The organism is Alicyclobacillus macrosporangiidus CPP55 (assembly GCF_000702485.1).
Lineage (GTDB): Bacteria > Bacillota > Bacilli > Alicyclobacillales > Alicyclobacillaceae > Alicyclobacillus_H > Alicyclobacillus_H macrosporangiidus_B.
Genome location: NZ_JNIL01000001.1, coordinates 1,607,157 through 1,628,177, shown reverse-complemented (window position 1 = coordinate 1,628,177; position 21,021 = coordinate 1,607,157). Strand labels below are relative to the sequence as shown.

The window sequence follows — 21,021 nt, the reverse complement described above, 5'->3', positions numbered from 1 at the left end:
CATGGCGGAGTACAAGACGATTCGGTTTCGGTTGAACGGGCGGCCCGTGGAATTGGCGGTGCAACCGCACGAAAACCTGGTGGAGGCGCTGCGGCGCGGCTTCCAGATGTACAGCGTGCGGGAGAGCTGCGGCCAGGGATTGTGCGGATGCTGCACGGTATACGTCAATGGCAAGGCGGTGTCCGGATGCCTGTACCTCGCGGCCTTGGTCGACGGTTGTGATGTGCAGACCGTCGAAGGACTGGGCACGCTGCAACAACTGTCGCCGGTGCAAGAGGCGTTCATTGAATGCGAGGGCTTCCAGTGCGGGTTCTGTACGCCAGGCATGATCATGATGGCCACGCAACTGCTGCAAGAGAACCCGAATCCGACGGATGAGGAGATCAAGCACTACATGTCCGGGAACCTGTGTCGGTGCGCCGCTTACCCGGAGATCATCGCCGCGGTACACCGGGCGGCGGAGAAATTGAGGGCGTCGAAAGAGACGGATGCCGCCGCGGACAAGGCGGCGACTGTCGCTGGATGAGCGGCCCTGGCATCAGGGCGGAAAGGAGCGAGTGGACATGGCAGGAGGCAACCCGTTGGACCTCCGGGCGTGGCTCGCACAGATGGAGGAGAGCGGTAACCTGCAGGTGATCCGCGGGGCCCATTGGCAGCTTGAACTGGGTGCCATCAGCGAATTGAACGTCAAGCGGGAGGGGCATTCCGCCCTCCTGTTTGACGAGATTCCCGACTATCCGCCGGGCTACCGGGTGCTCACCTGCACCACCAGCAGTCCGTATCGGCTCGCCTCCATCCTGCGCGGGCCGCTCACGAACGACCATCACGAGCTGGTGCGCTGGTTGCGGGGCAAACCGAAAGCGTGGGAAGCTCACGCCAGGGCGTTCGATCCGGTGGCGGTTGAAACCGGTCCGGTTTTCGAGCACGTCGACGTGGGAGGCGCGGTCAACGTGCTGAAGTTCCCCGCGCCCCTGTGGCACGAGGCGGACGGCGGACGGTACATCGGCACCGGCTGCGCGGTGGTGACCAAGGATTACGACTCCGACTGGATCAATGTGGGCACGTACCGGGTGATGGTTCACGACGCGAACCACGTCGGGCTGGACATGGTCTCCGGCAAGCACGGCCACATCCAGTACCAAAAGTATATGGCGGCCGACAAACCATTTCCGGTCTGCATTGTGATTGGCGCCGATCCGCTGTGTTACCTCATCTCGGGCATCGAGGTCCCGTACGGGATCTGTGAATTCAACTACATCGGCGCGGTGCTCGGCGAACCGGTCCAGGTGGTGCATGGCGAGCTGACCGGGCTGCCTTTCCCGGCCGCCGCCGAGATTGTGCTGGAGGGGTGGATTCATCCCGGGGACACCCGGTTGGAGGGACCGTTCGGTGAGTTCCACGGTTATTACCAGGCCGGTGCAAAACCGGCACCGGTGGTGACGGTGGAGCGTGTGTATCACCGGCGGGATCCCATCATCGTCGGCAGCCCTCCGGCGAAGCCGCCCAACGACTACTCGTACTCGAAAGCGGTGATGCGGTCAGCGTTGCTGCTGGATGCCCTCGAGGCGGCCGGCGTCCCTGGGGTCACGTCGGTGTGGGCACACGAGATCGGCGGCGCACGAATGCTTACCGTCGCGAGCATCCAGCAGCGCTACGCCGGACACGCCCGCCAGTGCGGGCACATCCTCAGCCAGTGTGGCGTCGGGGCCTACATGGGGCGCTACACCATCGTCGTGGATGACGACATCGACCCGTCCAATCTATCTGAGGTGATGTGGGCCGTCGCGACCCGGTCGGACCCGGAGCGGGACATCGATATCATCCGGAACGCCATGGGCTCGAAGAACGACCCGATGTCCGTCGCGTACACCTCCAAGGCGATGTTCAGTTCGCGGGCCATCATCGACGCGTGCCGGCCGTTCGACCACCTGCAGGATTTCCCGCCTGTCGCGGAGGCGAGTCCGGAACTCCGGGAGGAGGTGAGGCGCCGGTGGAGCAGCATCCTGCCGCTTTGAGCGGCGGGATGCCCACCGGAACGGGAGGCAACGGTATCCCTTCGATGACGTCGGGCCGAAGCGTTCCTTTGGAATTCAGAATTGGAGGAATGTGTCATGCACACGGTCAATGCAGAAATGGCCGTAGAATCCGGACCATGGTACCGCTCCATCCATCCCAAGCAGTGGTACGCGCTGCTGGCGTCCAACCTCGGGTGGCTGTTCGACGGATACGAGACGTACGCCATGATTCTGACCGTCGGAGTGGCGCTCAAACAGCTGTTGCCCGCCGCGCAGCTGAAGATGGTCCCATTCTACTCGGGCCTGACCATCGGCTTGACGCTGCTGGGCTGGGGCATCGGCGGAATTGTCGGCGGCATTTTGGCGGATTACCTAGGGCGCAAGAAAGTGATGATGCTCTCGATTCTAGCGTACGCCCTGATGACAGGCATCAGCGCGGTGGCTTGGTCATGGACGTCATTCATCGTACTGAGATTTTTGGTCGGGGTGTGCATCGGCTCGGAGTGGGGGACAGGCACATCCATGGTCGCCGAGGTCTTCCCCAGACACACGCGTGCGAAGGCCGCTGGCATCATGCAGTGCGGTTTGGGCATTGGTTTCTTCATCGCGTCCCTGGTGTGGTTCTTCCTTGGGAGCACGGGACCGAACGCGTGGCGCGTCATGTACGTGCTGGGCGTGCTGCCGGCGCTGCTGGTGCTGTGGCTGCGCCGCAGTGTGGACGAGTCGCAGCGCTGGGAGCAGTCCAACGCCCTGCGCCGCCAGGTGCGCCACCGGCTGCGACAGGGGGAGCGGCTGGCGGATCACGAACAGAAATATGCCACGTTCACCCTGAAAGCGCTTTTTCTTGATCCTTCTGTCAGACGCCAGACGGTGCTCGGCCTGCTGATGTCGCTGACCACGACGGTCGGTTGGTGGGCCATCTCCTCCTGGGTTCCCGCCTATCTGGCGTCGATGGCCGGCCGCCAGGGTCTGTCTGCCACCCACTGGTCCAGTCTGGCGGGCATGGTGTACAACGTGGGCGCCATCGCCGGGTACATCCTGCTGGGGTTCCTTGCGGACGCGTGGGGCCGCAAGCGGACGGCCCTGCTGTACTTCGGCATGTCGCTCGTCCTGACGCCGGTCTTGTTCCTGTGGGTCCATGATCTGCACTGGCTGCTGTTCCTGACAGCGGTCAACGGTCTGTTCACCCTGGGTCAGTACTCGTGGATGCCGGTGTGGCTGCCCGAGTTCTTCCCGACGGCGTTCCGCGCCACCGGCGTGTCCCTGGTGTTCAACGCCGCCCGGTTTGTGGCGTTTCTCGGCCCGCTGTTCGCCGGCTACCTCATCAGCGTGTTGGGCGGATACAGCATGGCCGCCACGTGGATTGGGTTGATTTACATTCTCGGGTTCGTCTGCACCCTGTTCTGCAGGGAAACCAAGGGACAGCCGCTGCCGGACTGACGAAAGTCATCCGGGGGTTGCAGCCGCCGACCGGCGAATGCATTGTCCGACACCAGACAGGAAAGGAAGGAATGTATGGAAGAGAGAAGGGCATCGGGATGGTCCTGGTATCAATGGGCCATCGTCCTCATGTTGCTGGCCGCACTGGTGGTCTCCGCCATCGATCGAGTCAACATCTCCATCGTTGGATCCTACTGGGTGAAGCATCACCTGATGACCCCCGGGCAGCTGGGACTTCTGCAATCCGTCTTCAGTTGGTGCTTAACCCTGTCCCTGTTGATTGCAGGCCCCCTGATTGATCGCCTGCATCCGCGCCGCGTGCTGCCGTTGGGTCTGACCTTGTGGGCCGTGGCCACCTGGTTGTCCGCGGTGACCTTGAAGATTCCGGTGTTGGCGGTGTTCCGGGCGTTGCTCGGGTTCGGGGAGGCGACCCTGCTGCCGTCCGCGCCCAAGCTGGTGGTGGAAAACATCCCGCCGCGGGACCGGAGCAAGGCCATCAGCATCTATTTCACCGGGAACAAGCTGGGACCGACCATCGGCCTGCCGCTGTCGGCCGCCATTCTGACGGCGCTCGGGTGGCGCGAGGTCTTCTATCTCACCGGTGCGCTCAGCGTGGTGTGGGTGGCCATCTGGTTGCTTATCTACCGGCGGGATCGCGCCGTTGCGCAGGAGCCTGCGGCCGTGGTGGGTGAGGTGCGCATTCCCTGGCGAAAACTGTTCCAGTACCGGAACACCTGGGCGATGATCATCGGGCAGTTCGGCTACCTGTACGTGCTTTACGTGTTCCTGACCTGGTTGCCCGGCATCCTGGTGCTGCAGGAACATCTAAGCATCGGGCAGAGCGGGTCGCTCAGCGCCCTGCCGTTCGTGGTCTCCATCGTCACCACTCTGCTCGGCGGCTGGTTGGCGGACGCCTGGGTGAACCGCGGCGGCAACAAGACGACCGTGCGTAAAACCGTCATCGGGGGCGGACTGTTGCTCAGCACCGTGTTCGTGCTGATTGCGGCGTACAGCACGTCGCCGGCGATGACCGTCGTGTTCCTCGTGCTCACCATGGCCGCCATGGGACTGGTCACCGGCAGCGTCAATTCTTTGCCGATGGATCTGGCTCCGCCCCGGGTGGTCTCCTCGGTGAGTTCGCTTCAGAACTTCGGGGGCAACCTGGGTGCTTCGTTTGCGCCGTTGATCACGGGGGTGCTGTACGGGACCTTCCACAGTTTCCGAATCCCCCTCATTCTAACCGGACTCGTGGCGCTGCTCGGCGCGGCCGCGTACGTGATCATCCTCGGGAAGGTGGAACGCACCTACTACGAAGAGGAGGCGTTGTCGCCTGCCACGCGGACGTCCGAGGTTGGGACGGCGCAACCGTGACCAGGCTTTGCGGACGGTTTGCATCCTGGCCATGCGGTGACGGCGCTTTGCAGGCGCCCGGTTGAAGCACAAAGCGCGCGTTCGCGCTGGAATGGGGTTGCACATGGCTGGACAATTTGGCTACGATAGATGTAACTGAGTTACAGATTCCTTAGGACAGGCGGTCCGTTTCGTCAGTCCGGAACTGCATACGACTTCTGGCGTGTGCTCAGGGCAAACCAGTGGAAACGCTGGGACGCAAAGCCACGGGTCTAAGGACGTCCGTCTATGACCGCCGGGTTGCCACATGCAGCACCATCGTGGTTTCTGCGCGCGATGTCTCTGCGTTCATAAGAGGTGGCCCTGCATGATGGCCGGGCCGCCTTTTTTTGTTGCCTTGCGGGAATGCGGACGGAGCGCCTGGAACGGGATATGCCATCGAGCAGGAGGAAGACATGGGCAAGCTGCATCTTCGGGATTGGATTTCGTCGCTGCGTTTTAAGTTGTTGGTGTTGTCGCTGGCGCTGCTGGTGATTCCGAGTTTGGTCCTCGGCTTGGTCAGTTACACCGTGACCCAAAATCAGCTAGAGGCGGCGGGGAAGGAACAGCTGCGGCAGACGGTCCAGCATGTGTTGGCCCTCATCGACGAGGCCAACGGGCAGGTGACATCGGGCCAGATGACGCTGGAGGCCGCCCAGGAAAAGGTCAAGCAGGAGGTGCTCGGGCCGAAGGACGCCAAGGGCCACCGGCCTATCAATCCCCGTTTCGCCATCGGCAAGAACGGCTACGTGATTGCCATCAACGACCACGCGCTCAGCCTGATGAATCCCACCGTGGAAGGAAAGGACAATTGGAATCAGAAGACCGCGGACGGAGTGTATTCGGGCCGGGAGATGGTCAAGCTGGCCCAGAACGGGGGCGGTTATCTCACGTACATGTGGCCACTGCCCAACTCCGATCAGCTGGCGAAGAAAATTGTGTATGTCCAAAAGGACCCGGTGTGGGGCTGGAACGTGGCGGCGGGGACGTACCTGTCCGACTTCAACGCCCCGGCCAACGAGGTGTTGAGGTCGCTCCTGTGGGTCATCGTCGCTGAGGTCATCCTGGGGTCCGTGGTGAGCCTGTGGATCGCCCACCGCATTTCAAAACCGGTATCCCGGTTGACCGCCCAAGTGGAACGCGTTGCGGCGGGGGACCTGACGGTGGAGCCGGAGATCACATCGGGGCGGGATGAGATTGCCCGCCTGCAACGCGGGTTCGCAAACATGATGGACGCGCTGCGGACGCTGATCCGCAGCGTCGGGGAAGCGGCCGAACAGCTGGCTGCCTCCGCGGAGGAGCTCTCCGCCAGTGCGGAGGAGAACATGCGTGCCACCGAGCAGGTCACGCAAACCGCCCAGGAGGTGGCCGCTGGGGCGGAGCGGCAGGTGACGGCGGTGCACGGCGGCCATGATACGGTCAATCAGGTGGCGTCGGCGATGGACCGGATTGCCGGGAGCGCGGAGGAGGCCAGCCGATCCGCCGCCACGGCCGCCCAGGCGTCGGCGGACGGAAACGCATCCCTGGAAGTGGTGCAGCAGCGGATGTCCGTGATTCAGGAGAAGATGGACCAGTTGGCGGCGGTCGTCATGGGCCTGGAGCAGCGGTCTGAGGAGATTGGCAAGATTGTCGAGGTCATCACCGACATCGCTGAACAGACGAATCTGCTGGCGCTCAATGCGGCCATCGAGGCGGCCCGCGCGGGGGAGAACGGCCGCAGTTTCGCGGTGGTGGCAGACGAGGTGCGAAAGCTGGCGGATCACGCCGCGACATCGGCGCAGCAGATTCGGGAACTGATCACCCGGATCCAGGACGAGAGCCAGGCGGCGGTGGCATCCATGCGGGAGAGCACCGAGGAGGTGGCGTCGGGGTTGCAGGCCACAGAGGACGCGGGCGCGTCGTTTGACGCCATCGCGGAGGCGGTTGCGACGGTGTCCCAGCAGATCCAGCAGGTCTCGGTGTCGGCACACCGCTTGGCGGATCACGCCGCCGAGCTGCGGGACGTGATGGGCCAGGTGGCCCAGGTCACGGAGCAGACGAACGCCGGCATGCAGACGGTTTCCGCCGCCACCGAGGAGCAGCTGGCCTCCATGGAAGAAATCGCGGCCTCAGCCCAGTCGTTGACGCAGATGGCGGAGCAGCTCCAGTCTCTGCTGGCCCCCTTCCGCGTCTGATCCCCCGGGACAGCGGGGGTGGGCACGGCCGTAGACGGATGCCGGCCGCGGGGGCTTCGGGCCTCCCCACGCGTACGCTGCGGGGGCTCCGAGGCTCCCTGCCCCGCGCGCTGCGGGGGGCTCGTCATCTCCCTGGCCGCGGGTATGCCGTTCCTGGCGTGCCTCTCCTCCGGCCCGCGAACCTCCCCCCGGCCGCGGGCGGCCACCCCAGCCCCGGAAAAGCCGCCCTCGCCGTCACACTCCCACCTTCATCATCATGCCATCGAGGCGCCGCCCTACCCGTGCCTCCACCCAGCGGGCCGCATCCACCAACCGGGACAGGTCGACGCCCGTGGGCTCGCCCATCTGGTGAAACAGGTTCACCATGTCCTCCGTGCAGACGTTGCCGACCGCCTTCGGCGCGAACGGGCAGCCGCCGAGGCCGCCGACGGACGCATCGAAGCGGCGCACGCCCGCCAGGTACCCGGCGTACACGTTCGCCAGGCCGAGGCCGCGGGTGTTGTGGAAGTGCAGCCCCAGGGGGACCTGGGCGTCGGGGCCGAAGCGGGATCGAAACGCCTCGATGATGGATTGCACCTGGCGGGGGTGGGCGACACCCACGGTGTCACACAGGACAATGCCGCGGCAGCCCGCTTCCAGCAGCACGTCGGCGGCGGAGAGCACGCGATGAACCGGCACCTCGCCCTCGAAGGGGCAGCCGAAGGCCGTCGCCAGGTACCCCACCACTGGCGTCCCGGCGGCCACTGCGTCGCGAGCCACGGCCGCGAGCTCGGCCAGGCCCTGCTCCACCGTGCGCCGGGCGTTGCGCAGATTGAAGGTGTCGCTCGTGGCGAGGGCGATGTGGATCACATCGATCCCGCTGCCGATCGCCCGCTCGAGCCCGGATCGGCTGAGCACCAGCCCGGCGTAGGTCACACCTTCCCGGCGCGGGACCGCGGCCATGACGTCCTCGGCACCCGCCATCTGCGGCACCACCTTCGGGTTGACGAAGGACACCGCCTCGATGTACCGGAGCCCGGCGGCGACCAGGCGCTGGATCATCTCCACCTTTTCGGCGGTCGTCAGATGCTTGCGTTCGTTCTGAAGCCCGTCGCGCGGGCCTACCTCCGTGATGTGAATCATTCGGTTTCCCCTCCCATGCGGATGGATGTGCCGGCCGCCCCAGGTTCCGCCGCCCTGGCGGGTCCGGCGTCCTCTTGTGCCGTTGCGCGAGCGTCCGGAATGTGCGCCAGGACGTGATCGCGGCCCTGGTAGATGTGCTGCGCCATGGCCGCGCGGGCCCAGTCGGCGTCCTGGCGCTCAATCGCCTTCAAGATGGCGGCGTGGGTCTCCAGGGACCGGTGGACCTCGTTCTCGTCGTACCAGTAGAAGGATCGGAACACCAGCGGCAACGCCACCACTTTCTCGAGCAGAAACCCGATGTGCGGGTTGGCGGCCGCGCGGACCACGTGATCGTGGAACACGCCGTTCCAGTGCACCACGTCCTCGAGGCCCTCCCGGTGCCGGGGCCGGTAACGGACGACGGCCGCCTCGAAGGCGGCGTGGGCCTCATACAGCGCGGCGATGTCCGCCTGCGTCCGGTGATGCGCCGCGCGTCCCGCGGCGTGGGCTTCGAGGAGGGCGCGGAGATCGTAGATCTGCTCCACGTCTTCACGGGTGTAGGCTCGCACCATCACCCCGCGCTTGAGGGGGTGACGAGCCCCTCCGCCTCCAGGCGCCGGATGGCCTCGCGGATGGGGGTGCGGCTGAGGTTCAGCGCTCCGGCGAGAAACTCCTCGGTCAGGCGCTGGCCGGGCTCGTAGTCTCCCTGGATGATGGCCTTGCGGATGAACTCGTAGGCGTCCAGTCCGTGCCCCTCCTTGCCGAATTGTATACAAACATCTTCTGACGATCCGGGCGTGAGCGTTCAAAGGTCTCGCCGTATCGCGAAAATACGGCTTATCACCGGCCTTCGACTCGCGTGGCTTCACAAACCCTATTGACTATTGTATACAATACGATATCATCGACAGAAAGTACAGCGTTTTCAACGAAGACGACGGCGATGAGGTGAGGGCATGTCGGACGCCATCCGGACTTCCACGACTGACAGCACGAATCTGCGTACGACCGCAACACCAGCATCCGGGGCCGTGAGGCCGGAGGGGGAGGGGCTGGCCGCGGGATCGACCCCGCTGGCCGGCATCCGCGTCCTCGAACTGGGCACCCTGCTCGCCGGCCCATTGACGGGCCGTTTCCTGGGGGACTTCGGCGCGGAGGTCATCAAAATCGAGGCGCCGGACAAACCGGACCCCCTGCGCGGGTGGGGGCAGGTGAAGGACGGGCAGGGCCTGTACTGGCCCATCGCTGCGCGCAACAAGAAGCTGATCACGCTCAACCTGCGCGTGCCCGAGGGGCAGCGGGTGTTTCTCGATCTCGTGGCGAAGGCGGACATCGTGATCGAAAACTTCCGCCCGGGGACGATGGAGAAGTGGAACCTCGGATACGAGCGGCTGGCCGAGGTCAACCCGGGCCTCATCATGGTGCGCACCTCCGGATTCGGGCAGACGGGCCCGTACCGGGAGCGCGCCGGGTTTGGAAGCGTCGGCGAGGCGATGGGCGGCATCCGGTACGTCACCGGCTTTCCTGACCGGCCGCCGGCGCGGGTGGGCATCAGCATCGGGGACACGCTGGCGGCGCTGCACGCCACCATCGGCTGCCTCATGGCCCTTCACGAGCGGTCCCGCTCGGGCCGCGGCCAAGTGGTGGACACGGCCCTGTACGAAGCCGTGTTCTCGGTGATGGAGAGCGTCATCCCGGACTACCTCTTGGCGGGGTACATCCGCGAGCGTCAGGGCAACATCCTGCCCGGCATCGCGCCGTCCAACATCTATCTGACGAGGGACGACAAGTACATCGTGATCGGCGCGAACGCGGACAACGTGTTCCGGCGGCTGTGCCAGGCGATGGGCGAGCCCGAGCTGGCGGAGGACCCGCGCTACGCGACGCATCATGCCCGCGGCGAGCGGATGGAGGAGTTGGACCAGCGGATCGAGGCCTGGACCCGGACGCTCGACGCCAAGGACGCGCTGGCCGTCCTCGAGCGGCACGGCGTTCCCTCCGGGCTCATCTACAGCGCCAAGGACATGGTGGAGGACCCGCAGTACCAGGCACGGGAGATGATTGTCCCGGTCGATCACCCGGTCTACGGCACCTTCCCGATGCCGGGCATCGTCCCGAAGCTGAGCCGCACCCCGGGGCAGATCCGCTTCCCCGGCGGGATCGCGCCCGGCGAACACAACGACGAGGTGTACCGCGGACTGCTCGGGTACTCGGAGGAGGTGTTGGCGCGCCTCAAGGAGGATGGGGTGATTTAAGGGCACCGGTTGTTGCAGGTGGGTGGCGGCGCCGCCCACCGTCGGGACGAACAAAGAACAAAATAGACGTAAAATTGGATTCTGTTCGACGGGGGTAGGTACACATGGGTCAGTCTTCCGGGACCCTGGCAGGTGCGCGATTGGATCGGCTGCCGATGACAAAACGGCATTATTCGGTGATGTTTTTGCTGGCGGGCGGCGGGTTTTTTGACGGGTTTGACATCTATCTCGCCGGTTCTGTGCTGGCGGCGATGGTGGCGACCCACTTTTCGACGGTCGGTCAGAATGCCCAGTTCATCTCCGCCACGTTTTTCGGCTTGTTGCTGGGGGCGTTGGGGGCGGCGGCCCTGGGGGATCGCTTCGGGCGCCGCTTCACCTCGCGCTATTCGCTGCTGGTCTACGGCTTGGCCACCGTGGCCTGCGCGGTGGTTCCGTCGCTGCAGGGGCTCCTGGCAGCGCGTTTCATCGCCGGACTGGGCCTCGGCGCCGTGATCGTCACCAGCTACGGGTTGTGGGTTGAATTTGTCCCGAAGCGATCCCGCGGCTTCTGGACGGGCATGATGTCGTTCATCATCAACCTGTCCCAACCCGCGGCGGCGCTGGCGGCGCTGTTGTTGATCCCGCACTACGGATGGCGATCCCTCTTCTGGCTGGCGGGCATTCCGCCGCTCGTGATCTGGCTGCTGCAAGTTCTCTATCTGCCGGAGTCGCCCCGCTGGTTGGAGATCAAAGGCCGCCATCAGGAGGCGGAGGCGGTGCTTCGGCAGTTTGAGCAGGGCGTCGAGGGACTGCCGCCGCTGGCCGCTGGAGACGCGGGGGCCGCAGTTAGGCCGGCGGGAGCAGCGGCGGTGCGCGCGGCAGGGGATTCTGTGACGGGCTCCGAGAGCACCGCAGGCGCGGCGAGTGGACATCCGGCCCGGGCGGTGTCCTTGTGGTCGCCCGGTGTCCGCAAGATCACCGTCTTGTCCATCATCGTGTCCGTCCTCACGCTGGTGACCTGGTACACGTTCACGGCTTGGATCCCGACGTTCTTCGTGAAGCAGGGCATCTCCCAGGTGAAGACGTTCACGTTCTCCTTCGTCATCATGCTCGGCGCCATCCCTGGCAACGCGCTGGCGGCGTGGCTGAGCGATCGCGTCGGACGCAAGTGGACCCTCGCCATCATCTCCATCATCCTGGCGGTGTTGGGGGTCCTGTACGGTTACTCCACCACGCCTGCGGCGATCATGACCCTCGGGTTCCTGTTCGTGGCGGGGGGCAATATCCTCATCGCCATCATTCTCGCCAGCTACATCCCGGAGATGTTCCCGACCTCCGTGCGCATGGCGGGGTCGTCCCTCGCCAATGCGTTCGGCCGGGCGGGAACCATCGTCTCGCCCTACATGATCGCCTATCTGTTCCAGCGGGGCGGACAGTACGCTGTCTTCTGGACGTCGTTCGCCATGTATCTCGTGATGGCCGCCTGCATCCTGTGGCTGGGGCTGGAGACGAAGAAGAAGAGCCTCGAGGAGATAGAGCAGGAAGAACGCGGGGGCATTGGCGCTGTCGGTACGGGGAGTGCGGCCGCGGAGGTGTAGGCGGGGGCTCGTCCGGGGACCGAGCCGGCGTTGGTCCGGAGCGGGGCCGGGCCTGAGCCGGCGTTGGTCCGGGGCGGGTCTCTTGACCCGCCAGATCGCATTGCGCACGGTGTGTTCCATGAGGCCGTGTACGATGGGCTCTTTCAGATCCGAAATCCTAATCTCCGAATCACTCGATCTCGGAGAGGAGCCCATCGTTCAGCGCTTCGTCAACAAGGGCCAGGTTCGCGAAGACGCGGCTGGGGCTCTTTCGGCTCAGGGCCTTTGTGAGAACATGGATGAACGCCATCAACGACGTGGGCGAGCTAAAATGGTGACAGGATGCGGACGGGATCCGCACGAACAACGGCACGGCCGAAATCGGCGGTCCGTCCTGATCGGTGATGAACACGACGTTGTCGGTCACGTCAAGCGCTCTTCGAACAAACGCGTACGTGCTGGCCAAATAGCGCGGATAGCTGATGCCGATAACGCAGTCGGTGGGCTTCAATCGCGCGAGGACCAGCCTCGCACGGGCGGATGAGGAATCCACAAACGACGCATCATCGAGGAGAAGCTGCAGGTGCAGGGCGAGATATTGCGCCGCTGGTGCGGTCAACAGGCCGCCGGCCACGAATATCCGTTTCGCGGACAGGATTCTGTCCGTCAAATCGTGCAGGATGGGCGCAATCGCGGGTTCGAGGCGGTCCAAATTCGCTTTTTCTTCCTGAATGACGGCGCCGATGGGAGAGAGGTTGGGACTCGATCCGTTGGGGTGATCCCTGAACATGCGTGTGGCGAGCGCACTCGCAGGAATACGTTCCCGGATGAAGCGCTGCAGCTCCGAATACCCGTGAAACCCGAAGTGCTTGATGGTCCGCATCACCGTTGCCGGGCTGACCCCAATTCGCCGCGCCACGTCTTCAATTCCTTGCCAGGCGACTTCAATCACGTTGTTCGCCAACCACTCCGCCGTCTTGGCCACGGACGGAGGCAGGTCGCCCAGTTGGGTATAAAACGCATTTTGAATTTCACTCAACGATGTCATGCCCGCACCCCGTTGACACATAATTTTCTTCATGCTACGAATAAAAAATAATTTTTTCAATGACCAAGCTTACGTGGCAGTTGAGAGATGACAGGTGAACCGTCACATGCGCTGCACCCTGCGCGTGCAATCTTGTCGTGGCCGAAGGATGGGCCACTGAGGGAGGGGACGGTATTGCGCGTCGTCATCGGGCAAGTGGCACACGAGACCAACACATTTTCGAGTGTCCGGACTACGAAAGCGTTGTTTGAGCTGTGGGAGTGGGATCGAGGAGAGGAGGTGATTGAGCGTCACCGGGGGGTCGAAGATTATCTGGGCGGGATGATTGACCGCGCGGAAGCGTTGGGGATTGAACTCGTGGGGGCGTTTTCTGCGTATGCAAACCCGTCTGGAACCATCACCCGGGACACCTATGCGATGTTGGAACAGGAAATGCTCGACGGGATCCGGGCCGCAGGCCGGGTGGACGCGATCTGCCTCGCGCTTCACGGGGCAGGGGTGGCCGAGGGCATAGACGATCTCGAGGGAACGTTGCTGAAGGCGATCCGCAGGGATGTCGGCTACGAGGTGCCGATTGTCGTTACCCTGGACTTACACGGGAACATCACGGAACAAATGGTACAAGAAGCGGACGTCTTGCTGGGTGTGAACTTTTATCCACATACGGATTCGTACGATCGCGGCCGCGAAGCGATCGATGTGGCCAAACGATTGGTTGAAGGCCATCTCAAGCCGGTCATGTCCTTGACGAGAGTGCCCATCCTCATCCCGACCTCCACGACCAATTTATCGCCCGCCAAGGATATCAACGAAGTCTGCTGGAAGTGGGAACGAGAACCGGGGATGATTGACTGTACATTTTTCCACGGTTTTCCTCATACCGACACCCCATACGTCTGTGCGTCCGTGTTGGCGATCAGCGACGGAGATCCCGCGTTAGCGGAACGGGCCTCCCGAGACGTAGCGCGGGCCATCTGGGACAGGCGCCAGGAGTTTTTCCCGGAGCTTCCAGGTCCAGAGGAGGGCATTGACATCGCACTCCGTCTGCCGGGGCAACCGATTGTGATCAATGAGACATCCGACAATCCGGGGGGAGGCACCCCTGGCGACGGAACGTATCTGCTGCGAGCCATGCTGTCCAGAAACCTCACGAACGCATGTTTCGGATTCATCTACGATCCCGAGGTGGCGGAAGCGGCACACGCGGCGGGGGTGGGCTCGTGGATTGACGTGCAGCTCGGCGGTAAGACCGACCGGTTGCATGGAGACCCCATACCGGTGCGGGCGTATGTGAAAGTCCTGAGCGACGGACGGTTTGTCCAGTCCTCCCCGATGTGGCGCGGAAAGCCGGTCAATCTCGGGAAATCCGCAAGGCTCGTCATCGGCGGGGTGGACGTCTTGGTGTGTTCGGTGTCCTCGCAGACATTTGATGAGCAGGTGTTCCTGCTGCATGGAATCGACGTATCCCAGTACAAGATTGTCGCACTGAAGTCCAGCCAGCATTTCCGGGCCCGGTTCGAGTCTATCGCAGCCAACATCGTCACGGTGGATTCACCGGGGCTGAGCTCTCGAAACTTGTCCTTCTTTCACTACCAGCGCATTCCGCGCCCCAGTTATCCGCTCGATCCTGAGGTGACGTTCGATTGAAGCCCGAGGACTTGTATCTCTTGCAATCGTTGACGGACCCTCAGATATCCAGCGACGGCCGGTTCGCCGCCGTGATTTCCATCCAGGTGGATGCGGCGGCCGATGGATACCGGTCCGTTTTGTGGTTGATTGACCTCGCGACTTCAGGACGGGTGGTCGTTGACGAAACGGCCGGGTTGATGCGTTCTCCACGGTTTTCAGGAGACAGCCGTTATCTGGCGTGGATCGCTCCGGGGCGCGTGGCGTACACAGAAGTCGAAAGGGGGATCGGAAAGGCCCGGGATCGCGGCGAATGGAACGGGCCGGGAGAGGAGACGGGGGAGACAGAGGACACGACCCGGGCGCGCACGGTGATGGTGGCGAACAAGTTCGCGAAGAATCTGGAATGGGCTCCGGGAGAATCTGCCCTGTGGTTGGCGGTGGTGCACAGCGACCAACCGAACGTGTCCATCCACACGGATTGGCCGCACAAGGCAGACGGCCGGGGAATCCTGCAGGCATCGAAATCAGATTTATTAAAAGTTTCCTTGGATGGTTCTGCCTTCGTTCAGTATACCCACCCTGGAGAAATCATGGAGGTCTGTGTGGCTCCGGACACCCATGAGGTCGCGTTCACAGACTATGGTCCCTTCTCGCAGGACCTGTACGTATTTCATCCGCAACAGGGGCAGTGCAGACGCCTGACGAATGGTGAGGGCCCCATTGCAGCCATCCGCTGGGTCACCCCATCTGGCGGGCATGTAGGCCAAGGTGCGACGCACCCGAAGCGGTGGATTGTTTGGTCAGGACACCGCGGGCCGCGCTGGAATGACTCCACAACCTCCTTGTGGGGCACGGACCCGGACAGCGGCGTGTCGTGGCCTGTGACGGAAACGTTTGATTATCCGGCGGCACCATACGGTTTGGGAGACGTCTGTCCGGTTGCAGCCGACCCGCAAATCGTTCCGTCACGCGATGGGGCACTGTGGTTCCTGGCCAGTGAACACGGGGTTTCCGGCGTGTACGTGCTAGACGATCCCGGATGCCCAACGACCCTGCCGCGGAAGGTGGCGTCCGAAACGGTCCGCTGCGTCAGCCGCTTCGCCCTCGGACCGGCCGGAGAACTGCTCTTTGTCGGGCGCGATCCCGCCCGTCCAGATGCCTTGTACCTGCGCCGGGATCAGAGGGAGACGGTGGTGTTCGCGCCCAATGCGGAAGTCGCACCGCGTCTCGAGCTGCGTGAACCTATCCGATTGGACTTCACGGCCGCGGACGGATTGTCCCTCGAAGGATGGCTCCTCACGCCTGGCCCGCTTGAGGCCGGACCCTATCCGCTGATTTTGGTGATTCACGGCGGTCCGCACAATGCGTACGGCTACGGGCTTCAGGCCGAGTTTCAAACCCTGTGTACAGCAGGGTACGCGGTGTTGTACATGAATCCGCGTGGCAGCCAGACATACGGCCAACCGTTTGCGAGCGCAGTGGTGGAAGATTGGGGCGGGAAGGACTTTGAGGATTTGATGGGGGCTGTTGACGAACTCATTGCGCGGGGCATTGCGGACCCCGAAAGGTTGGGCGTTACCGGGTACAGTTACGGCGGATACATGACCAACTGGATCGTGGCGCACACCCATCGCTTTCGAGCAGCAGCGGCTGGAGGATGCGTATCCGACCTCGTCAGTTTTCACGGTGCCAGTGACATCGGGGCTCGGTTTGGGTACGAAGAGCACGGAGTTCGGCCCTGGGCGAACGTCCGCGCCCTGTGGGAAAGGTCCCCTCTCGCGCATGTGGCACAAATTCAAACCCCCCTGCTCTTGTACCATGCCAAGGGAGACGAACGCTGTCCCATCGGCCAATCGGAAGAGATGTTCTCAGCGCTTTGCTCCCTGGGGCGAGAGGTGGTATTCGTCGCTTACCCCGAGGACAGCCACGCCTTTCTGTCTCAGGGCAGGCCCAGTCATCGGGTGCACAAGCTCCGGCTCGTCGCGGAGTGGTTCGCCTCGCACATCCCTTCCGCGCACGTGCGCGGCTGACTCCAAACAAGACAAGGAGGTTTACCAGTGAACGGACAGCAGACGCTCGTTGTGAAGAGAACTGCCTACGTGACCATCGTTATCCTGTTTCTCTCGTGGCTCATCGACTACATTGACCGTCTCATCATCACGTTGGCTCTTCCATCGATTGGAAAAGAATTCCATTTGAACGCCGTGGCGCAAGGGGCCATTTTGAGCATCTTCTTCTTTTCTTACGCGCTGTGCCAGATGCCCGGCGGGTGGCTGGCAGACCGAATTGGATCGAAGAAGACCATGACCATCGCCATGGTCGCGTGGTCGGTATTCACTGGGCTGACCGGCGCGGCCGTCAACTATGTGATGCTCATGGCGGTTCGGCTCTTTTTCGGAATCTCGGAAGGCATCTTTCCGGGCGCTTCTATGAAAGCCATCGCGGAGAGAACCACCAGGGAGATGCGTTTGACCGCAAATGGCTTGATGATTGCTTCCAACTCCTTCGGGGCCGCCATTGCACCGCTCATTGCTGCGCCGTTCATCATCGCGGTGGGTTGGCGACACACCTTCTATTGGGTGGCCGGTCTTGGCATCATCATGGCCATCGTGTTGTGGTACTTTCTTCCGAAGCCGCTGCCGAGCACGGCTTTTGCGTCGGTTGATTCGCCGGCTGCGACCGTGTCGGCAGAGGACCGGCCGGCTGGGGGGATCGAGCTCAAACTTTCGGATCTCCTACGCAAGGGCGTGATGTGGAAATTTTTCCTGATGTTTTGTGGGATGGACATCATCGCTTGGGGCCTCGTATCGTGGGTACCCTCCTATCTGCTCACCGTCAAACACATCAGCCTGGCGAAAGCCGGAGCGCTGACGTCCATTCCGTTTTTCGCAGGTACCATCTCCACCATTTTGGGGGGCTGGTTGTTTGACCGGTATCTGCACGACCATCACCGGCGCATCATCGTCCCGAGCATGATCTTATCGGCAGTGTTTCTGTTCTTCATGTTGAATGCGAGCTCCGCGGGCCGGTTCATTTTCTTCGAAACCATTGCAGCTTTCTTCGTGTATCTCGCGTTTCAACCGATTTTCGGATTGCCCATGCGCCTGTTGTCCTCGCGGATCTTGGGCACGGGCTCTGCCATGATTAACTTTGGCGGCCAGACCGGGGGCGTGTTGTCTCCTTTGGTGATGGGCTGGCTGGTCCAAACGTTTTCCTACCAGGCGGCGTTCGCGTTCTTGGTGTTCGGCGCGGTGCTCTGCGGCGCGTGTGCCCTGTGGATACCGGAGTCCGCTGAGCAGTTCGAAAGGGCACTGACAGGGAAACGGATGGCTGTTCAAGGGACCCAATCGATGTAACGGATGTCCTCACCGGCGGGCGGTGATTGCACCTCTGTGCCATCCCGCCCTTCGTTTCACTCGGACTCCATCGGAGGCGTTGAAGTGGAAATGGACCACAGCATATCCGTTATGGCAACTGGTGATTCTTTCATCACGCAGCGCATGCCCCGTGACGACCAGGGCCTTCAGGCCCTTCGCCGACTCCTGATGCGTGCACATGTGCGTTTTACCAACCTGGAAGTGACGGTTCACGATTTCGAGGTATTTCCGTCGGCCGTCAGCGGAGGGACGTGGGCCGCCGCGCGACCTCCGGTGTTGGCAGATCTGCGATGGCTGGGGTTCAACATGTTAGCCTGGGCGAATAACCATACCCTGGATTGGGCTTACGGCGGGCTGCAAAAGACGTACGAACATCTGGAGCGCGGCCGGTGGGTCCACGCGGGGGTTGGACTCCATCTCGCGGAAGCCAGCCAACCGCGCTATTTGGAAACGTCCAGAGGCCGCGTCGCGCTCATCGCCGCGACATCCACCTGCCGCGATTGGCATCCGGCCGGACCGCAACGACCGGACCTGCCGGGACGCCCCGGCGTGAACCCGCTGCGATTCAAGACGGTACACCACATTCCCCCGGAGGACCTCGAGCGGCTCAAGCAGATCATCGCCCGGACGGACATCAACGCCGCCAGGATCCTCAGCGAGAAAGAAGGGTTTTCCACCGCCGAGGAAGGGGTCGTTCACGTTGGAGAGATGAAGTTTGCCGCCGGTCATGAGGGAACGGTGACGACGATGGACGCGGACGACGCCGAGCGATTGGGTCGATCCATCCGGGAAGCGGTTCGCCAGGCCGACGTGGTGCTGGTCAGCCATCACGCCCATGAGATGAAAGGGACCGACAAAAGCGTTCCTGCTGACTTTATACGGGAATTCGCTCACTTCTGCATCGATCAAGGTGCGCACGCCTACATTGGACACGGACCCCACATTCTGCGCGGCGTGGAAATCTATCGAAACCGGCCTATCTTTTACAGCCTGGGAGATTTCATTTTTCAGAATGACACGGTGGAACGGCAGCCGCAAGAGTTCTACCAAGCCTACGGACTCGGGCCGGACAGCACCCCGGCGGACGCATTCGACGCGCGAGAACGGGCCGGATCGGCTGCCTTGGCAAAAGACCCCAAGGTGTTCCAGACGGTCATCCCCGAGTTCGACATCTGCGCGGGAGAGGTACGGCGCATCGTGCTTCATCCCGTCACCCTGGGCTTTGGGCGCCCGAGATCTCAACGCGGCCGGCCGGCGCCCGCATCGGTGACCGAAGGGGAGCAGATTCTCGCACACCTTCGCGACCTCTCCCAACCGTACGGGACGCGGATAGACGTGACAGGCGGGGTCGGAATCGTGCGGCTGTAAAGCAAGGGCCCCAATGCTGCGGAAAAACAGAACCAGGAGGCGAGTCCCATGTATGACATTGTGATTCGTGGCGGCCAAGTGTTCGATGGCACGGGCAATCCATGGACTCGGATGGATCTCGGGATTGTCGAAGGACGTATCGCACGCATGGGGGATTTGGCGGACGCAGAGGCCGTTCGGGTCATTGACGCCAGCGGTTTGGCGGTGGCGCCAGGCTTTATCGATCCGCATGTGCACTCGGACCTGTTGTGCACCCGACCGGAGATCCATCAGATCAAAGTCCTTCAAGGGGTCACCACGGAACTGCTCGGGCAGGACGGGATTTCCGTCGCGCCCGTCTCAGAGGAGACCAAACCCCTGTGGCAAAGCCAGCTCAAAGGACTGAATGGAGACATCGGCGACTGGCCCTGGAACAGCGTGCAAGACTACCTGACCTACCTCGAGACCTGCCGGTTGAACGGGAACGTGGCCTACCTTGTGCCGCATGGCAACGTCCGAACGCTGGTGATGGGATTTGCAGGCCGGCCCGCGACACCAGAAGAGGCATCACAAATGCGAGAGCTGGTGGAAATCGGGATGCAGCAAGGTGCGATCGGCCTTTCGAGCGGCCTCATTTATCCTCCTAACCTGTATTCGACGAAAGACGAATTGGTGGAGATCTGCAAGGGAGCCGCCAAGTACGGTGGTCCGTTTGTGGTGCACATCCGAAACGAAAGCACCCATTGTCTGCAGGCACTCGACGAGGTCATCGACGTCGCGCGAAGGACGGGGGTGCGCCTGCATATTTCGCACTTCAAAGTGGGGGGCCAAGTGAATCGCGACAAGGTACTGCCCGCCCTGGAGAAACTGGAGGCGGGACGCGCCGAGGGATTGGAGATCACGTACGATCAATATCCGTATGCCGCGGGATCGACCCTCCTTCATTCGATTCTTCCGCCCTGGATGCACCACGGCGGTACGGTGGAAATGCTGAGGCGCCTGGCCCAACCGGAGATACAGGAAGAGGTGCGCCGAGCGTTCCAAGAAGATGACAGCTACGAGAACTGGGTCCTCACGTGTGGTTGGAACAACATCGTCATCACGTCCGTGGGATCGGAGAAGAACCGGGACCTGGAAGGCAAGACGATGGCGCAGGTGGCGGAAATGCGAGGCACGAATCCAGCCGATGCGGCCTTCCGGCTGTTGCTGGAGGAACAGGGGAACGTGACGATGTTGATTCACTGGGGAGAGGAGGAACGCCTGATTCAGGCGATGAGGGGACCGGCTCAGATGGTGGGATCGGATTCGATTTTCGGAAACAAGCCGCATCCCCGGTTGTACGGGACCTTTCCCCATGTGCTGGGCCACTTCGTTCGGGAACGGGGTGCCCTGACGCTTGCGGAAGCCATCCGAAAGATGACGAGTGCACCCGCACAGTTGATGCGGCTGAAGGACCGTGGCCTGCTCCGGGAAGGGTATGCGGCGGACGTGGTGGTGTTTGACCCTGCCACCGTCGCCGGTCCCGCCACCTATGAGGAGCCCCTCCGAAAGCCGGTCGGAATCCGGTACGTGTTGGTCAACGGCCAGGTGGCGGTGGACGAGGAAACGTACACCGGGGTGACCGCCGGCCAGGTACTCTACCGGGATCGATGACGAGAGGCAAGGTTCCATATTGACTCACGAGGAGGTG

Annotated in this window: 16 protein-coding genes and 1 riboswitch; of the genes, 12 read left to right on the top strand and 4 right to left on the bottom strand. The window is 62.8% G+C overall.

The annotated features are described in order from the left end of the window. Window position 1: 1 nt before the first annotated feature. From N687_RS0108185 to N687_RS0108165, 5 genes are all read left to right on the top strand, one after another. Window positions 2-526 carry a (2Fe-2S)-binding protein gene (locus tag N687_RS0108185; protein ID WP_029421393.1) on the top strand — a complete coding sequence of 175 codons (525 nt, stop codon included), beginning with the start codon at window positions 2-4 and terminating at the stop codon, window positions 524-526. A 55-nt stretch (window positions 527-581) separates the two neighbouring features. Then, the gene (locus N687_RS0108180; protein WP_029421392.1) at window positions 582-2,015 is read left to right on the top strand and encodes a UbiD family decarboxylase; all 1,434 of its coding nucleotides are present in this window, start codon (window positions 582-584) and stop codon (window positions 2,013-2,015) included. A gap of 96 nt (window positions 2,016-2,111) precedes the next feature. Then, a complete protein-coding gene (locus tag N687_RS0108175) occupies window positions 2,112-3,455 on the top strand; it encodes an MFS transporter (protein WP_029421391.1) in 1,344 nt (447 codons plus the stop codon). 75 nt (window positions 3,456-3,530) lie between these two features. Continuing rightward, window positions 3,531-4,826, top strand: a complete 1,296-nt coding sequence (locus tag N687_RS0108170) for an MFS transporter (protein WP_029421390.1) — start codon at window positions 3,531-3,533, stop codon at window positions 4,824-4,826. A gap of 202 nt (window positions 4,827-5,028) precedes the next feature. After that, a riboswitch (cyclic di-GMP riboswitch) is annotated at window positions 5,029-5,113 on the top strand. 147 nt (window positions 5,114-5,260) lie between these two features. Further along, the gene (locus tag N687_RS0108165) at window positions 5,261-7,018 is read left to right on the top strand and encodes a methyl-accepting chemotaxis protein (RefSeq protein WP_029421389.1); all 1,758 of its coding nucleotides are present in this window, start codon (window positions 5,261-5,263) and stop codon (window positions 7,016-7,018) included. A gap of 234 nt (window positions 7,019-7,252) precedes the next feature. Here the strand turns inward: N687_RS0108165 and N687_RS0108160 are convergent, their stop codons facing one another. From N687_RS0108160 to N687_RS24730, 3 genes are read right to left on the bottom strand one after another with little or no spacing between them, the layout of a single operon-like run. Next, window positions 7,253-8,140: a hydroxymethylglutaryl-CoA lyase gene (locus N687_RS0108160; RefSeq protein WP_029421388.1), complete on the bottom strand. Its 888-nt coding sequence runs from the start codon at window positions 8,138-8,140 to the stop codon at window positions 7,253-7,255. Then, the gene (locus N687_RS20865) at window positions 8,137-8,688 is read right to left on the bottom strand and encodes a GntR family transcriptional regulator (protein ID WP_231493431.1); all 552 of its coding nucleotides are present in this window, start codon (window positions 8,686-8,688) and stop codon (window positions 8,137-8,139) included. The genes N687_RS0108160 and N687_RS20865 overlap by 4 nt, the downstream gene beginning before the upstream one ends. A gap of 2 nt (window positions 8,689-8,690) precedes the next feature. Continuing rightward, on the bottom strand, window positions 8,691-8,801 hold the full coding sequence (locus N687_RS24730) for a GntR family transcriptional regulator (protein WP_231493590.1): 111 nt from the start codon (window positions 8,799-8,801) through the stop codon (window positions 8,691-8,693). 274 nt (window positions 8,802-9,075) lie between these two features. On the opposite strand from N687_RS24730, the gene N687_RS0108150 reads away from it, so the two are divergent. Next, window positions 9,076-10,374 carry a CaiB/BaiF CoA transferase family protein gene (locus N687_RS0108150; RefSeq protein ID WP_081841241.1) on the top strand — a complete coding sequence of 433 codons (1,299 nt, stop codon included), beginning with the start codon at window positions 9,076-9,078 and terminating at the stop codon, window positions 10,372-10,374. Between the two features lie 104 nt (window positions 10,375-10,478). Beyond that, complete coding sequence (locus tag N687_RS0108145; RefSeq protein WP_051663063.1) at window positions 10,479-11,951, top strand: MFS transporter; 1,473 nt, start codon at window positions 10,479-10,481, stop codon at window positions 11,949-11,951. 169 nt (window positions 11,952-12,120) lie between these two features. Here N687_RS0108145 and N687_RS0108140 read toward each other — a convergent pair whose 3' ends face one another. After that, on the bottom strand, window positions 12,121-12,978 hold the full coding sequence (locus N687_RS0108140) for a MurR/RpiR family transcriptional regulator (RefSeq protein ID WP_029421385.1): 858 nt from the start codon (window positions 12,976-12,978) through the stop codon (window positions 12,121-12,123). Between the two features lie 174 nt (window positions 12,979-13,152). On the opposite strand from N687_RS0108140, the gene N687_RS0108135 reads away from it, so the two are divergent. The 5 genes from N687_RS0108135 to N687_RS0108115 all read left to right on the top strand — a co-directional run bounded on the left by N687_RS0108135 (window position 13,153) and on the right by N687_RS0108115 (window position 20,984). Then, window positions 13,153-14,625 (top strand): M81 family metallopeptidase, encoded by a 1,473-nt coding sequence (locus tag N687_RS0108135; RefSeq protein ID WP_029421384.1) that lies wholly within the window; start codon window positions 13,153-13,155, stop codon window positions 14,623-14,625. Next, a complete protein-coding gene (locus N687_RS0108130) occupies window positions 14,622-16,637 on the top strand; it encodes a S9 family peptidase (RefSeq protein ID WP_029421383.1) in 2,016 nt (671 codons plus the stop codon). The genes N687_RS0108135 and N687_RS0108130 overlap by 4 nt, the downstream gene beginning before the upstream one ends. A gap of 27 nt (window positions 16,638-16,664) precedes the next feature. Next, window positions 16,665-17,963 (top strand): MFS transporter, encoded by a 1,299-nt coding sequence (locus tag N687_RS0108125; protein WP_029421382.1) that lies wholly within the window; start codon window positions 16,665-16,667, stop codon window positions 17,961-17,963. Between the two features lie 111 nt (window positions 17,964-18,074). Then, entirely contained in the window at window positions 18,075-19,352 is a 1,278-nt protein-coding gene (locus N687_RS0108120) for a CapA family protein (RefSeq protein WP_231493430.1), read from the top strand. Between the two features lie 48 nt (window positions 19,353-19,400). Then, a complete protein-coding gene (locus N687_RS0108115; protein WP_029421380.1) occupies window positions 19,401-20,984 on the top strand; it encodes an N-acyl-D-amino-acid deacylase family protein in 1,584 nt (527 codons plus the stop codon). Window positions 20,985-21,021: the final 37 nt, after the last annotated feature.